Here is a 13,953-nt window from a genome sequence, read left to right on the forward strand (position 1 = left end):
AGCTGCGCGGGTTGCTCGTGTTGCGGGAGGAGGTGCGGCGTGACGGTGCTCGACTCACGGCCGGACGTTCCAGGCGACCCCCAAGGGCGCATCATCAACCCCATGGAGGCGTCCGAGGCGCTGATTTCCGAGGTCGGCGTAAGCATGGCTCCCGTGGAGGATCTTGGCGCGGGCCGCGGCCCGTTCTGGCTGGACGACTGGCTGCGCGCCAACGCGACCGACGTGATCGCCTGGCGCCGGCACATCCACGCCCACCCGGAGCTGTCGCGGCACGAGTTCGCGACCACGGAACTGGTCGTCACGCTGCTGCGCTCCGTCGGGCTCAAGCCGTCGGTGCTGCCCGGCGGCACCGGCGTCGTCTGCGACATCGGCAGCGGCGAGCGGTGTGTTGCGCTGCGCGCGGACATGGACGCGCTGCCGCTCACGGAGGCGACCGGGCTGCCGTACGCGTCGACCGTCGAGGGCGCGGCGCACATGTGCGGCCACGACGCCCACACGGCGATCCTGCTCGGCGCGGCCCGCGCACTCGCGGGCGCGCCGGAGCTGCCCGGTCGCGTGCGGCTGATCTTCCAGCCCGCCGAGGAGGTCATGCCCGGCGGCGCGCTGGACATGATCGCGGCGGGCGTGCTCGACGGCGTCGAGCGGATCTACGGCCTCCACGTGGACCCCCGCCTCGAGGTGGGGTCCGTGGGGCTGCGCGTGGGCGCGCTGACGTCCGCGGCGGACCTGATCGAGCTGCGCCTCACCTCGCCCGGCGGCCACACGTCCCGGCCGCACCTGACGGCCGACCTGGTGCACGCGCTGGGCACGGTGATCACGGGTTTGCCGGCCCTGCTCTCGCGCCGCGTCGACCCGCGGTCGGGAACGGTGCTGGTGTGGGGCGCGGTCCACGCGGGCCAGGCGGCCAACGCCGTCCCCCAGGACGGCGTCCTGCGGGGCACCCTGCGCACGGCCGACCACGAGGTCTGGACGGCGCTGGAGCCGCTGGTGGCGTCGTCGGTGGAGTCCCTGCTGGCCCCGACGGGCGTCGGCTTCTCGCTGGACTACCGCCGCGGAGTCCCGCCGGTGGTCTCGGACGCCGAGTCGACGACCCTGATGCGCGCGGGCGTGGAAGCGGCCCTCGGCGAGCGCGCGCTGGCCGGCACGGAGCAGTCATCCGGCGGCGAGGACTTCGGCTGGTACCTGGAGCACATCCAGGGAGCGTTCGCCCGGTTGGGCGTGTGGTCGGGCGCCGCGGCCCCCCAGTCCGACATCCACCGCCCCACCTTCGTCCTCGACGAGCGTGCCCTGTTGTGCGGAGTCCGAACCCTGGTCCACACAGCCCTAACCGCCCTCGCCTGAGATGCCCCTCCAATCACGCGTGATGCCCCTGCAGTCACGTGTGATGCCTCTTCCCGCACAGAGTTATCCACAGCTCTAGCGAGTTATCCACAGATCACGAGATGGGCTCTTCCCTTCGTCGAGGGAAGGGCCGATTCTCGATTATGTGATCAATTGGGGAGGACGACATGGAGCGGTTTCACGGGCCGAGGCGGACCGGATCTTGGGTCGCCGGGCGGTGCTCGAGGGGTTGGCGACGGGGGTGCTCGCGCAGCCTTGGCGTGGTGTGCTCATCCATGCCGCCGATTCGCTTAACCTGCCAACGCTCGCCCAAGCTGCGCTGATCCACGTCGGCCCACCGGCGGCGTTGTCGGGCGCGACTTCCCTTGCGCTGCACGGGATATCGGTGGTCGCGGACGCGGTGATCCACCTGTCCGTACCCCCTGCGAAGCGCGCCCGGTCGAAGCCTGGCCTGGTCGTACACCGGGCTGAATACGAGCCATCCGACGTGATCGAACTCAAAGGTCTCCCGGCGTTCTCGCTCGATCTCGCCCTTGCCGACTACCTGTGCGCCGGCGATGAACGGACCGCCTTCGCAGCGGTTGATCAGGCGATGACCGGGCTTCCGCCGGACCACTGCCGGACCCTGCGGGAGAACGTCCGGGACCGCCTCGTCGACCGACGGGACCGGCGAGGTATCCACAGGGCGCAGATGCTGCTGGCGCTCGCGACCGGAAAGGCCGAATCCCCGCCGGAGAGCATCCTCCGACTGATCGTGGTCCAGGCAGGGTTCCCGGTGCCGGACGTGCAGTACGAGATCCCGACCGTCGACGGCCGCCTGCTCTACGTCCTCGACCTCGCTTGGCCCGAGCTACGGATCGCGCTGGAATACGACGGGTTCGCCGCACACGAGGAGCGGCATGAGCGTGATGCTGAGCGCGACGAACGGATGGCAGGGAGAGGGTGGATCACCATCCGCGCGACGGCGGTAGACCTGCGGGAGCCCAGCCGCGTCCTCGCCGAGCTGCGGGACGCTTTCAAGTTACGTTTGGGGCATCACGCGTGATTGGAGGGGCATCACGCGTGCCTGCGGGGGCATCAGCCGGTGATGCCGGTGCAGGGGCGGGTTCTCAGGGCGTCGACGTAGTCGGCTGGGGCGCCTGCCGCCTCCGCGGCGTCGGCCAGGACTCCCAGGTAGCGGGCTGATGGCAGGCCGCCTTCGTAGGCGTCCAGGACGTACAGCCAGGCCAGCACCGAGCCGTCCATCGTCTGGACCCGTAGCCGGATCTTCGAGTGGATCCCCAGCTCACCGCCTTCCCAGCGGTCCAGCCCGTCCTCGTCCAGCGGGGTCACGTCGTAGAGGACGACGAACACCCGGGATCCGGGGTCCTCGACGATCGTGGCCAGGGCACCTTCCCAGCCGAGGTCTTCGCCGCCGAAGGTCAGGCGCCATCCCTCCAGCCAGCCGGTGCCGGCCATCGGAGAGTGCGGCGCGCGCTCCAGCATCTGGGCGGGCTCCATGTTCGATCCGTACGCGGCATACAACGGCACGCCGACAGCGTAGCGACACCTGGCTCACCCCAGTGGACGCACTCGCCGTGTTCGCCCACTTCAGTGTCCGGACATCTTCGCCGCGTACGGTGAGAGCACCGCACGGACTGCCAGAGGAGGACCCAGGTGACCAGGATCGTGATCATGGGCGGGGGCCCGGCCGGCTACGAAGCCGCGCTGGTCGCAGCCCAGCACGGGGCCGATGTCACGATCGTCGAGCGGGACGGCCTGGGCGGTGCCTGCGTGCTCTACGACTGCGTCCCGTCGAAGACGTTCATCGCGAGCTCGGGCGCGCTCGCGAAGATGCACGACCTCGGCGAGCTCGGCATCAACACAGACATGGCCGACACGCGCGTCGACCTTCCGACCGTCCACGGCCGGGTGCGGGGCCTCGCGCTCGCCCAGTCCGCCGACATCCGCGCCCGCGTGCAGCGCGAAGGCGTCCGCGTCCTCGCCGGCGAGGCGCGCTTCTGCGACGACGAGACCGGCCTCGCGACCCACAAGGTCGCCGTGACGACGCAGGACGGCACCGAGAAGCTGCCCGCCGACGTCGTCCTGATCGCCACCGGCGCCACCCCGCGCGTGCTGCCCGGCGCGGTGCCGGACGGCGAGCGCATCCTCGACTGGCGCCAGCTCTACGAGCTCCAGGAACTGCCCGAGCACCTCGCCGTGATCGGCTCGGGTGTCACCGGCGCCGAGTTCGCGTCCGCCTACACCGAGATGGGCGTCAAGGTCACCGTCGTCTCCAGCCGCGACCGCGTGCTGCCACACGAGGACGCCGACGCCGCCGCGGTGCTCGAGGAGGTCTTCTCGCAGCGCGGCACGACCGTGGCGAAGCAGGCACGCGCCGACCGCGTCGAGCGCACCGAAAAGGGCGTCGAGATCTTCCTCGCCGACGGCCGCGTGATCGAAGCCAGCCACGCGCTGATGACCGTCGGGTCGGTCCCGAACACCACCGACATCGGCCTCGACCGTGTCGGCATCTCGCCCGGCCCCGGCGGGTTCATCACCGTCGACCGCGTTTCGCGCACCTCCGTTCCCGGGATCTACGCCGCCGGCGACTGCACCGGCGTGCTCATGCTGGCCTCGGTGGCGAGCATGCAGGGCCGCATCGCGATGTGGCACGCGCTGGGCGAGGGTGTCGCGCCGATCAAGCTCAAGACCGTCGCCGCCAACGTGTTCACCCACCCGGAGATCGCCACCGTCGGCATCAGCCAGCAGGCGATCGACTCCGGCGAGGTGCCCGCGCGCACCATCATGCTGCCCCTGGCCACCAACGCGCGCGCGAAGATGGAGGGCCTCCGCCGAGGCTTCGTGAAGCTGTTCTGCCGCCCCGCCACCGGCGTGGTCGTCGGTGGTGTCGTCGTGGCGCCGCAGGCGAGCGAGCTCATCCTTCCCATCGCGCTCGCCGTCCAGAACCAGCTCACAGTGGACCACCTGGCACTGACATTTTCGGTGTACCCGTCGCTGTCGGGCTCGATCACCGAGGCCGGACGCCAGCTCATGCGCCACGACGATCTCGACTGATCCGGCACGCAACCCCGGCGCACCCGTCGCGTCCTGTCGGTTGTAAGCCTGAAGAACGTGAAGGGTGCGAAGGTGCGCAAAGCGGTGGTTTTCCTTGCGGCAGCGGTGATCGGGGCGACGACGCTGGCCGGTCCGGCGATGGCGCAGAGCACCGGCCCGGCCCCGGCGCCGAGCACCGGCAGGGTCCAGCTGAACGTCAACACCGCGGTCAACCAGACGCTCGTGGACAAGTACGTCCGCGACGCGCCGAACGTCGCGCTGGCGAAGTGCGAAGGCGCTTCGCCGGCGTTCTCCTCGCCGGTGCTGACCTTCTCGAACTACACCCCGGGCCCGTTCATGGGCGTCGACGCGAACATCAGCGCCGACGTCGAACTCAAGCCCGGCACCGCGGCGGGGAGCTACCCGCTGACCGTGACCTGCGGCGGCCAGACCTACAGCACGCAGTTCACGGTGCCCGCGGCCCAGGTCGCGAAGGTGCCGTCCGGCGCCGCGAAAGCCGGCGACGGCAGTATGGCCGGCTGATTCCGGAATTCGAAAGCCGCCTCGGAGCACTGCTCCGAGGCGGCTTTTTCGTGAATTCCCAACAGAGTTTCGCGACTGATTCGTGACCTTCGAGCGCAACCAACCGCAGGTGGAGACGTCTCTGAATGTGTAGCTGAGCGGATGAAGCCGGAGCAGGGGGAACTGTCGACGGCGCCGTTCGATTCCATTCCACAGGGGAGAAAGAATGAAGAACGCTATTGCCGCCACCGGTGTCGCCGCGGCTTTCCTCGTCCTCGCGCCCGGGGCCGCGCCGGCGGCCACGCCCACGACCACGCCGACGGCGCCGGTCACGTCCGCCACCCCGGGGGACGACTTCCCGCAAGGCCCGATGAGCCGGATCAGCAAGCTGCTGTCCCTGTCGCCGAGCAAGGCCCTGCCGGGGGCGCGGGTGAACTTCGACTTCGGCTGCTCGACCCGTCCGTACGAGAAGGTCGACGTGCGGTCGGCCGCGCTCACCGTCGACAAGCCCGGCTTCGCCTTCGGCACCGTCAAGAACGTGAAGCCCGGCCGGTACGCCGTCACGCTGCACTGCGGCCCGGAGACCTCGACCGCGTCGTTCGAGGTCCTCCCGGCCACGAAGCAGGTGGGCAAGGTGCCCTCGGGCGCGCCGCAGACCGGCGGCGCCGACGGCCCGGGCGACGGCTCCGGCACCCCGCTCGCGGCCGCGGCCGCCATGGGCGTGCTCGCGGTCGGCGGCAGCGGTCTCGTGCTGGCCCGGCGGGCCCGTCGCCGCTGATCCGGTGGGCCACTCCGGAACGGGGCCCGGAGTGGTCCGCCCGCGGAGGTACCGTCGGGACCCAACCGAACGGACCACCCGGCCGTGTGAACGCCAGGCGCCAGTCACGGGGGGAGACGATGACCACGAGGATCACGAGCAGACGGGGCTACCTGATCGCCCTCGTCGTGGCACTGCCGGCGGCGCTGGTGGTGCTGGCACTGACGCTCGGTGGCGGGCCCACGCCGCCGACCGCGCAACCGCCGCCCGCCCAGCCGGTCGCGGTGGACCCGGAACCCCGGGCCGAAGGCCAGAACGCCGAGGCGGCGCTGCCGAAGTCCGAGCCGGTCTCGATCGACATCCCGAAGATCGGCGCGCACTCGTCGCTGGTCCCGCTCGGGCTCAACCCGGACAACACCATCCAGGTGCCGCCGGTGACCACGCCGCTGCAGGCGGGCTGGTACACCTACGCGCCGACGCCGGGCGAGGTCGGCCCGTCCGTCGTCCTCGGACACGTCGACGGCAACCACCAGAAGGGCATCTTCTTCCGCCTCAAGGAGCTGGCCGCCGGCGACCGCGTCTCGATCGCCCGCAAGGACGGCACCACGGCGTCGTTCGAGGTGACGAAGGTGCACCAGGTGCCCAAGAAGGACTTCGAGGGCGAAGGCGTCTACGACGACACACCCGGTCCCGAGCTGCGGCTGATCACGTGCGGCGGCGTCTTCGACCGGAGCGCGCACAACTACGTCGACAACATCGTCGTCTACGCCCGCCTGGTCCAGGGCTGACACCGTTCACCGACCGTCCCCGGCCGGCCCGGCTCCGTGGTGGGGGGTCCTTCGGCCCTGTTTTTGTCGGTGCCCGGTGCGACACTGTGTCGGCCGTCACTCGAGGCGGCGCGAACGAGGGTTGGGAGTCGAAATGTTGTTCCGGGACGAGCGGTGGCCTGACGGCACGCCCAGCTGGGTGGACCTGATGGTGCCCGACCAGGCGAAGGCGGTGGCCTTCTACAGCGGCCTGTTCGGCTGGGACGTGCGGACGGGCGGTGCGGAGACCGGCTTCTACGGCATGGCGATGCTGCGCGACCGCCCGGTCGCCGGGATCGGCCAGACCCCACCGGGGCAGGAAATGCCCGCGGTGTGGACGACGTACCTCTCGGTGTCCGATGTGGACAAAACGGCGGTGGCGATCACCGAGGCCGGCGGGCACATCGTCATGCCGGCGATGGAGGTGATGAAGGAAGGCCGGATGGCCGTCGCGGCCGACCCGGGAGGCGCCGTCTTCGGTCTCTGGGAGGCCGGCAACCACATCGGCACGCAGGTCACGGCGGCGCCGGGCACGCTGGCCTGGAACGAGTGCATGAGCCGGGACTACCCGGCGGCGAAGCCGTTCTACGAGCAGGTCTTCGGCTACGGCTTCCAGGACCTGTCGAACGACGACTTCACGTACGCGGTGCTGCTGCTCGACGGCCGCCCGATCGGCGGGCTCGGCGGGATGCCCGCGTCGGTGCCGGCGGAGGTGCCGTCGAACTGGGCCTCGTACTTCTGGGTGGCGGACGCCGACGCCGCCGCGGCCAAGGCGGTCGAACTCGGCGGCCAGGCGCTGGGCGAGCCGTTCGACTCACCGTACGGGCGGCAGGTGCGGGTCGCGGACGACCAGGGGGTGACGTTCCTGGTCATCGCCCCCAACGAGCAGTCCGGCAAGCCGGAGGGCTGGGACGACTGATCCGGCGGACGGGCCGGAGATGCGTGACACGGCACCCCCGGCCCTCGCCGATCAGTCCTCTTCGGAAACCCAGTCGAAGGTCTTGGTGACGGCCTTCTTCCAGTTGCGGTACTCGCTCGCGCGGCGGGACTCGTCCATGGCCGGGTCCCACTGCTTATCCTGGGCCCAGTTGGTGCGGATGTCGTCCTCGGACTTCCAGAACCCGACGGCGAGTCCGGCGGCGTACGCGGCACCCAGCGCGGTGGTCTCGTTGACCACCGGCCGGATCACCGGCACACCGAGGATGTCGGCCTGGAACTGCATGAGCAGTTCGTTGACGACCATGCCGCCGTCCACCTTGAGCGACTTCAGCGGGACTCCGGAGTCGGCGTTCATCGCGTCGATGACCTCGCGCGACTGGAAGGCGGTCGCCTCCAGCACCGCGCGGGCGAGGTGGCCCTTGTTGACGAACCGGGTGAGCCCGACGATCGCGCCGCGAGCGTCGGACCGCCAGTAAGGAGCGAACAGACCCGAGAACGCCGGGACGAAGTACGCGCCGCCGTTGTCCTCGACGGTGCGCGCGTGGTCTTCGATCTCGGCCGCGGTCGTGATCATGCCGAGGTTGTCGCGCAGCCACTGCACCAGCGAACCGGTGACGGCGATGGAGCCTTCCAGCGCGTAGACCGTGTCGTTCGAGCCGATCTTGTAGCAGACCGTGGTGAGCAGCCCGTTCTGCGACATCACCTTCTCGGTGCCGGTGTTCAGCAGCATGAAGTTGCCGGTGCCGTAGGTGTTCTTGGCCTCGCCGGGCGAAAGGCAGGCCTGGCCGAACGTCGCGGCCTGCTGGTCGCCCAGGATGCCCGCGATCGGCACGCCGGCCAGCGCGCCCTTCTCGCGGACCTTGCCGTACTCCTCGGACGAGGAGCGGATCTCCGGCAGCATGGACAGCGGGATCGTCATTTCGGCGGCGATCTCGGGGTCCCACTGCAGCGTGTCGAGGTCCATCAGCATGGTGCGGGAGGCGTTGGTCGGGTCGGTGACGTGCACGCCGCCGTCGGCCCCGCCGGTCATGTTCCAGAGCACCCAGGTGTCCATGTTGCCGAAGACCAGGTCACCGGCCTCGGCCTTCTCGCGCGCGCCCTCGACGTTGTCCAGGATCCACTTGATCTTGGGCCCGGAGAAGTAGGTCGCGAGCGGAAGACCGACTTTGTCGCGGTAGCGCTCCTGGCCACCGCCGAGGTTGCCGAGTTCGGTGACGATCCTGTCGGTGCGGGTGTCCTGCCAGACGATCGCGTTGTAGACCGGCTTGCCGGTCGTCTTGTCCCAGACGAGCGCGGTTTCGCGCTGGTTGGTGATGCCGACGGCGACGATGTCGTTGGCGTGCAGGTCGGCCTTGGCCAGCGCGCCCGCGGCGACCTGGCGCGTGTTTTCCCAGATCTCCTCGGCATTGTGCTCGACCCAGCCGGCGCGGGGGAAGATCTGCTCGTGTTCGCGCTGGTCGACGGCGACCACGCGGCCCTCGTGGTTGAAGATCATGCAGCGGGTCGACGTGGTGCCCTGGTCGATCGCGGCTACGTACGAAGTCATGTGTGCTCCAGGAATCCGGTCGGTTGGGCGATCAGGTCAGGTTGTGGACTAGGAGGTAGACCAGCGCGGCGAGGGCGCCGCCGGCGAGCGGGCCGACGACGGGAATCCACGAGTAGCCCCAGTTGGCGTTCGCCTTGTTCTTGATCGGCAGCAGGAACGCGTACGCGATCCGCGGGCCGAGGTCGCGGGCCGGGTTGATGGCGTAGCCCGTCGGCCCGCCGAGCGAGGTGCCGATCACGAGCACCACGAACGAGACACCCGCATAGCCCAGCGCGGAGTTGCCGAAGTTCGGGGTGCCGCCGTCACCCATGGCGTAGGTCGGGCTGAGCAGAATCCACACCACCAGGACGAACGTGCCGATGACCTCCGTGACGAGGTTCCAGGCGACGTTCGGGATCTGCGGTGCGGTCGAGAAGATGCCGAGTGTGTTCTCGGGCTCGGGGTGGTCGTCGAACTGCAGTTTGTAGCTGGCCCAGCAGAGCACGGCGCCGATGATGGCCCCGGCCATCTGGCCGATGAAGTAGAAGGGCACGTCGGCCCACGGGGTCTTGTCGGCGATGGCGAGTCCCAGGGTCACCGCCGGATTGAGGTGGGCGCCGCTCGGTGCGGCGATGCTGGCGCCGGTGAAGACCGCGAACGCCCAGCCGAAGTTGATGAACAGGAAGCCTGCGTTGTGACCGTTGTTCCTTCGTAGCACGTGGTTTGCCACCACGCCGTTGCCGAGCAGGATCAGCGCTGCCGTTCCCAGTAGTTCCCAGACGATTATTGCCCCAGCACTCACCGCTGCACCTCCACACTGGACACTCTGCGCAGGGTCGATCACGGCGTGCCACGGCACCGTTGCCGACCCACGTCCGGGCGACGTTACCCGGGCGTAGAAGCCCGATCCAAGCACCGGGTAGCCGAATCTTTCCAAGATCGCGGAGGGTTACGCCACACGTGTCATCCGCGGACGGGCGGAGGGTCACCAGATCGTGCGATGCTGGAAGCCTCGCCAGCACGAGGAGGAGTGTCACGTGGCCAGTGCGCAGCACGCAACGGAGACGAACCCGGCTCGACTGGGCCCGGCCAAACGGGAACAGACCTGGCAGCGGCTCGGCAGCGAGACCTTCGACCTCGTGGTCATCGGTGGTGGCGTGGTCGGCGCGGGCACGGCGCTGGACGCCGCGACGCGCGGGCTGCGGGTCGCGCTCGTCGAAGCCCGCGACCTCGCTTCGGGAACGTCGAGCCGGTCGAGCAAACTGTTCCACGGCGGCCTGCGGTACCTGGAGCAGCTCGAGTTCGGCCTGGTCCGGGAAGCGCTTCGCGAGCGCGAGCTGATGCTGACGACGATCGCGCCGCACCTGGTGAAGCCGGTCAGCTTCCTGTACCCGCTGACGCGTCGCGTGTGGGAGCGGCCGTACACCGCGGCGGGCCTGCTGATGTACGACACGATGGGCGGCGCCCGCAGCGTTCCCGGCCAGAAGCACCTGACCCGCGCGGGCGCGCTGCGGATGGTGCCGGCGCTCAAGCGGTCCGCCTTGATCGGCGGGATCCGCTACTACGACGCGCAGTCCGACGACGCCCGCCACACGATGACGGTAGCTCGGACGGCCGCGCACTACGGCGCTGTCGTGCGGACTTCGACGCAGGTCGTCGGATTCCTGCGCGAGGCGGACCGGGTGTCGGGCGTGCGCGTGCGCGACGTCGAGGACGGGCGCGAGACGGAGATCTCGGCGGCCGCGGTGATCAACTGCACCGGCGTGTGGACCGACGAGCTGCAGCGGCTTTCCGGGGGGCGCGGGCGGTTCCGGGTGCGGGCGAGCAAGGGCGTGCACATCGTCGTCCCGCGCGACCGGATCGTCTCGGAGTCGGGGATGATCCTGCGCACGGAGAAGTCGGTGCTGTTCGTGATCCCGTGGGGCAACCATTGGATCGTCGGGACCACCGACACCGACTGGAACCTGGACCTGGCCCATCCGGCGGCGACGAAGCACGACATCGACTACCTCCTCGAGCACGTCAACAGCGTCCTGGCGACGCCGCTGACGCACGACGACATCGAAGGCGTGTACGCGGGCCTTCGCCCGTTGCTGGCGGGGGAAAGCGAAGAGACGTCGAAGCTTTCGCGCGAGCACGCGGTGGCGCGGGTGGCGCCGGGCCTGGTCGCGATCGCGGGCGGCAAGTACACGACGTACCGGGTGATGGCGGCGGACGCCGTCAACGCGGCGGCGGTGGATCTACCGGGCCGCTCGCAGCCGTCGATCACGGACAAGGTCCCGCTGCTGGGCGCGGACGGCTACCACGCTCTGGTCAACCAGGCCGACCACCTGGCCGCCGAGCACGGCCTGCACCCCTACCGCGTGCGGCACCTGCTGGACCGCTACGGCTCGCTGGTCCACGAGGTCCTGGCCTGCGCGAACGGCCGGCCGGAGCTGCTGAAGCCGATCGAGCACGCCCCGGACTACCTCGGTGTCGAAGTGGTGTACGCGGCTTCGCACGAAGGGGCGCTGCACCTGGACGACGTCCTGGCTCGCCGGACGCGCATCTCGATCGAGTACGCGCACCGCGGGGTCGAGTGCGCCGAGCAGGTGGCGACGCTGGTGGGCGAAGTCCTCGGCTGGTCGCCCGAAACGGTCAAGCACGAGATCGAGGTCTACCGCGCCCGGGTCGAGGCGGAGCGAAAGTCCCAGTCCCAGCTGAGCGACGAAGCGGCGGACGCACTGAGGTCGGCTGCCCCGGAGGCCCGGGCCGGCCTCGTGGAGCCGGTGAGCTGAAGGTGTTGTCCACAGCCGGGCGAGGATGTGGAAAACCTGGTCCGTCAAGCGGCTTCGGACCGGGTTTCGTCCAGGGGCACCGATAGACTGGCCTCGGGGCCGCCCCCCTGGGAGTGGCGGGGGTTTGTCGTCAGGAAGTCCGGTGCCAGCGGATCAGGCGTTCGCCCGTCGGGGCGGGGTCGGCCTCCGGGCCGACCAACGTGAACCCGCACCGCTGCGCCACGATCGCCGACGCCGTGTTGCTCTCTTCGTACCGGTAACTCACTTCGGCCAGCCCGAGGCCGCCGAAACCGAACCGCAGAGCCGCGTTCAGGGCCGTTGTCGCGATGCCCTTGCCTCGCTCCGCCGGGTGGATCCAGACCGTCGCCTCCGCGTAGGCCGCGTCGAGGTCGAGTTCGCGGAGGCCGACCTCGCCCAGCAGCCTGCCTGACGTCGGCTCCGCGATCGCCCATGAGCAGCGCTCGTCGCCCGCCCACTGGGCCGCTCGCAGCGCCACGTACTCCGTTGCCTCGTCGACGGTGCGCAGGCGGTAGTTCAGCACGTACTTGCGGTGCGTCGGGTCGGCGAACGCCTCCATCAGCACCGGGCGGTCGTCGATGTGCCGGTCGGCACGCAGCTGGCGCAGGTAGTACGTGCCCGCGTTGATCTCCACCGGTTCCACTCCGCCCAGCCTAGCCAGGCCGGGAGCACGCCGCTCCCGGCCCGGCGGTCAAAGCCTGGTCACGGCGTCAGGCGCCAGATCACCGGCACGCCACCCGCGTCGGTCGAGCCGTTCCCTGCGAAGCCGGCGAGCGTCCCGTCGTCGGCGACGACCGTGGCGCTGTACCTCGAGTAGCCGCTCGGCCCCCGCACCTCGCCCGGCGTCGTGCCGCGCCACACGATCGCGTTGCCGTAGATCTCCGGTCCCGACGGAGTCGGCACCCGCCCGGCCGTCAGCCCGGCCTTGTTGATGCTCAGCGCGACCCCGCCGCCTTCCAGGCCGACGATCGGCGTGCTCGCCGACGACCACCGGGCCGCCTGCTCGCTGCCCCACGACCGGCTCCCGACGACGACTCCGTTGCGGATCGCGTAGCCGACGGCCCATCCGGACGGGCTCGGTGACAGCCGCTTGATCACGCCGTCCTTCCACAACGTCGAGCTGTTGCCCGTGGTGAACAGGATCGTGCCGTCATCGTCGAGGTCACGCGCGTAGTACGTGTCCGGCCCCTCCGGGATGATCACCGGCTCGCCGCCGCCCGCCCGCCACAGGACCGCGGCGCCGACGCCGCCGCTGAACCGCCTGGCCAGGCCGAGCACGTCACCGCGGGTGTTGATCGCGATGCCGTCGACGACGTCGTAGCCCGCAGGGACGTCCTTGATTTGGTACCACCCGTTCGCTTCCAGCGTGTACACCTGGCTGCTCATGGTCTGGTAGTCGTGAATGGTGCCGACGACCACGCCGGACGAGTTCTCGTCGTTGGCGTCCACCCGCTCGTACCCGCTCGGCACGCCGCGCACCACCGGCTGCCCGTTGCGCCAGCTCACGACCTGCGTCACGTCGTTCACCCGGAACGTGCCCGTGTACTCGCCCTTCCCGTCCGATCCGGTCAGGGTCCCCGCGGTCGCGCCGGGTGGCAGCGGCAGGATCGTCGGACGCCACGCGAGGCGGATCGCCGCGGCCTCCGCGGGTTGCGCCAGCACCGCGACGGACAGCGCGGCGACGACCGGCGCCACGAACCGCACCCAGGATGTGCTCTTCATCGATTCTCCCTTTTCCCCGACCTGCAACGATCACCACGTCACAGGCGGAGCAGGGGTTGTCCGGCGAAAGGAGCAATTTCCGAGCCGGCGTCCGGGAACCACGCCGTCACGGCTCAGCGCCGGCGGCGGGCCCCCGCGAGCATCGCGACCACCAGGGGCAGCGCCACCGAAATGATCAGCAGCCTGCCGCGGGAGAGGATGAGCACCACGATCGCGAGGACGATCGCGATCGGCACCGCGCTCGCGGTCAGCCAGCGCGACAGCGAGTTCTCGCCGGCCATCACCGGGACCTGGGGCGCCGAAACCCCGTTGAGCAGGGCACTCGGGCGCGGCGAGGGCAGGTCGTCGAACAGCGGGACGAGCTCGCTGACCCGCTTCGCCGAAGTGACCTTCGCGGAGCGGGTGCTGTACTCGTCGATGTCGAGCCGTCCGTTGCGGACGTGCTCTTCGAGGACGTCCAGGGCGTCCTGGCGTTCGGCGTCGCTCAACCGCATGTCGCCCACGGCGGGA

The 13,953-nt window shown here is 70.1% G+C and carries 14 protein-coding genes; 8 read left to right on the top strand and 6 right to left on the bottom strand.

All coding sequences use genetic code 11. From position 1 onward, the window contains the following. Window positions 1-39 precede the first annotated feature (39 nt). Entirely contained in the window at window positions 40-1,341 is a 1,302-nt protein-coding gene (locus tag AB0M82_RS20745) for an amidohydrolase (protein WP_364724030.1), read from the top strand. Between the two features lie 202 nt (window positions 1,342-1,543). Further along, window positions 1,544-2,386 carry a DUF559 domain-containing protein gene (locus AB0M82_RS20750; RefSeq protein WP_364724248.1) on the top strand — a complete coding sequence of 281 codons (843 nt, stop codon included), beginning with the start codon at window positions 1,544-1,546 and terminating at the stop codon, window positions 2,384-2,386. A 32-nt stretch (window positions 2,387-2,418) separates the two neighbouring features. On the opposite strand, the gene AB0M82_RS20755 is transcribed toward AB0M82_RS20750, so the two are convergent. Beyond that, complete coding sequence (locus tag AB0M82_RS20755) at window positions 2,419-2,871, bottom strand: gamma-glutamylcyclotransferase (RefSeq protein WP_364724033.1); 453 nt, start codon at window positions 2,869-2,871, stop codon at window positions 2,419-2,421. 126 nt (window positions 2,872-2,997) lie between these two features. Between AB0M82_RS20755 and AB0M82_RS20760 the strand changes: the two genes are divergently transcribed. The 5 genes from AB0M82_RS20760 (at window position 2,998) to AB0M82_RS20780 (ending at window position 7,381) form a co-directional block, all read left to right on the top strand. Next, complete coding sequence (locus tag AB0M82_RS20760) at window positions 2,998-4,398, top strand: NAD(P)H-quinone dehydrogenase (protein ID WP_364724036.1); 1,401 nt, start codon at window positions 2,998-3,000, stop codon at window positions 4,396-4,398. A gap of 72 nt (window positions 4,399-4,470) precedes the next feature. Continuing rightward, window positions 4,471-4,920 carry a hypothetical protein gene (locus tag AB0M82_RS20765; protein ID WP_364724039.1) on the top strand — a complete coding sequence of 150 codons (450 nt, stop codon included), beginning with the start codon at window positions 4,471-4,473 and terminating at the stop codon, window positions 4,918-4,920. 205 nt (window positions 4,921-5,125) lie between these two features. Next, complete coding sequence (locus AB0M82_RS20770; protein ID WP_364724041.1) at window positions 5,126-5,677, top strand: hypothetical protein; 552 nt, start codon at window positions 5,126-5,128, stop codon at window positions 5,675-5,677. 119 nt (window positions 5,678-5,796) lie between these two features. Beyond that, window positions 5,797-6,444 (top strand): class F sortase, encoded by a 648-nt coding sequence (locus AB0M82_RS20775; RefSeq protein WP_364724043.1) that lies wholly within the window; start codon window positions 5,797-5,799, stop codon window positions 6,442-6,444. Window positions 6,445-6,577: 133 nt separating this feature from the next. Then, a complete protein-coding gene (locus AB0M82_RS20780) occupies window positions 6,578-7,381 on the top strand; it encodes a VOC family protein (protein WP_364724046.1) in 804 nt (267 codons plus the stop codon). 51 nt (window positions 7,382-7,432) lie between these two features. Here the strand turns inward: AB0M82_RS20780 and glpK are convergent, their stop codons facing one another. Continuing rightward, complete coding sequence (gene glpK / locus AB0M82_RS20785) at window positions 7,433-8,947, bottom strand: glycerol kinase GlpK (protein WP_364724049.1); 1,515 nt, start codon at window positions 8,945-8,947, stop codon at window positions 7,433-7,435. A 31-nt stretch (window positions 8,948-8,978) separates the two neighbouring features. Then, window positions 8,979-9,728, bottom strand: a complete 750-nt coding sequence (locus tag AB0M82_RS20790) for an MIP/aquaporin family protein (protein ID WP_364724052.1) — start codon at window positions 9,726-9,728, stop codon at window positions 8,979-8,981. A 235-nt stretch (window positions 9,729-9,963) separates the two neighbouring features. Here AB0M82_RS20790 and AB0M82_RS20795 point away from each other — a divergent pair, with 235 nt between their 5' ends. Next, window positions 9,964-11,703, top strand: a complete 1,740-nt coding sequence (locus AB0M82_RS20795) for a glycerol-3-phosphate dehydrogenase/oxidase (protein ID WP_364724055.1) — start codon at window positions 9,964-9,966, stop codon at window positions 11,701-11,703. 130 nt (window positions 11,704-11,833) lie between these two features. Here AB0M82_RS20795 and AB0M82_RS20800 read toward each other — a convergent pair whose 3' ends face one another. The 3 genes from AB0M82_RS20800 to AB0M82_RS20810 form a co-directional block, all read right to left on the bottom strand. Continuing rightward, entirely contained in the window at window positions 11,834-12,364 is a 531-nt protein-coding gene (locus AB0M82_RS20800; RefSeq protein WP_364724057.1) for a GNAT family N-acetyltransferase, read from the bottom strand. Window positions 12,365-12,423: 59 nt separating this feature from the next. Then, on the bottom strand, window positions 12,424-13,443 hold the full coding sequence (locus AB0M82_RS20805) for a hypothetical protein (RefSeq protein ID WP_364724059.1): 1,020 nt from the start codon (window positions 13,441-13,443) through the stop codon (window positions 12,424-12,426). Between the two features lie 113 nt (window positions 13,444-13,556). Continuing rightward, complete coding sequence (locus tag AB0M82_RS20810; RefSeq protein WP_364724060.1) at window positions 13,557-13,946, bottom strand: DUF1707 domain-containing protein; 390 nt, start codon at window positions 13,944-13,946, stop codon at window positions 13,557-13,559. Window positions 13,947-13,953: the final 7 nt, after the last annotated feature.

Origin of the sequence: Amycolatopsis sp. NPDC051128 (genome assembly GCF_040682715.1) — a bacterium.
Lineage (GTDB): Bacteria > Actinomycetota > Actinomycetes > Mycobacteriales > Pseudonocardiaceae > Amycolatopsis.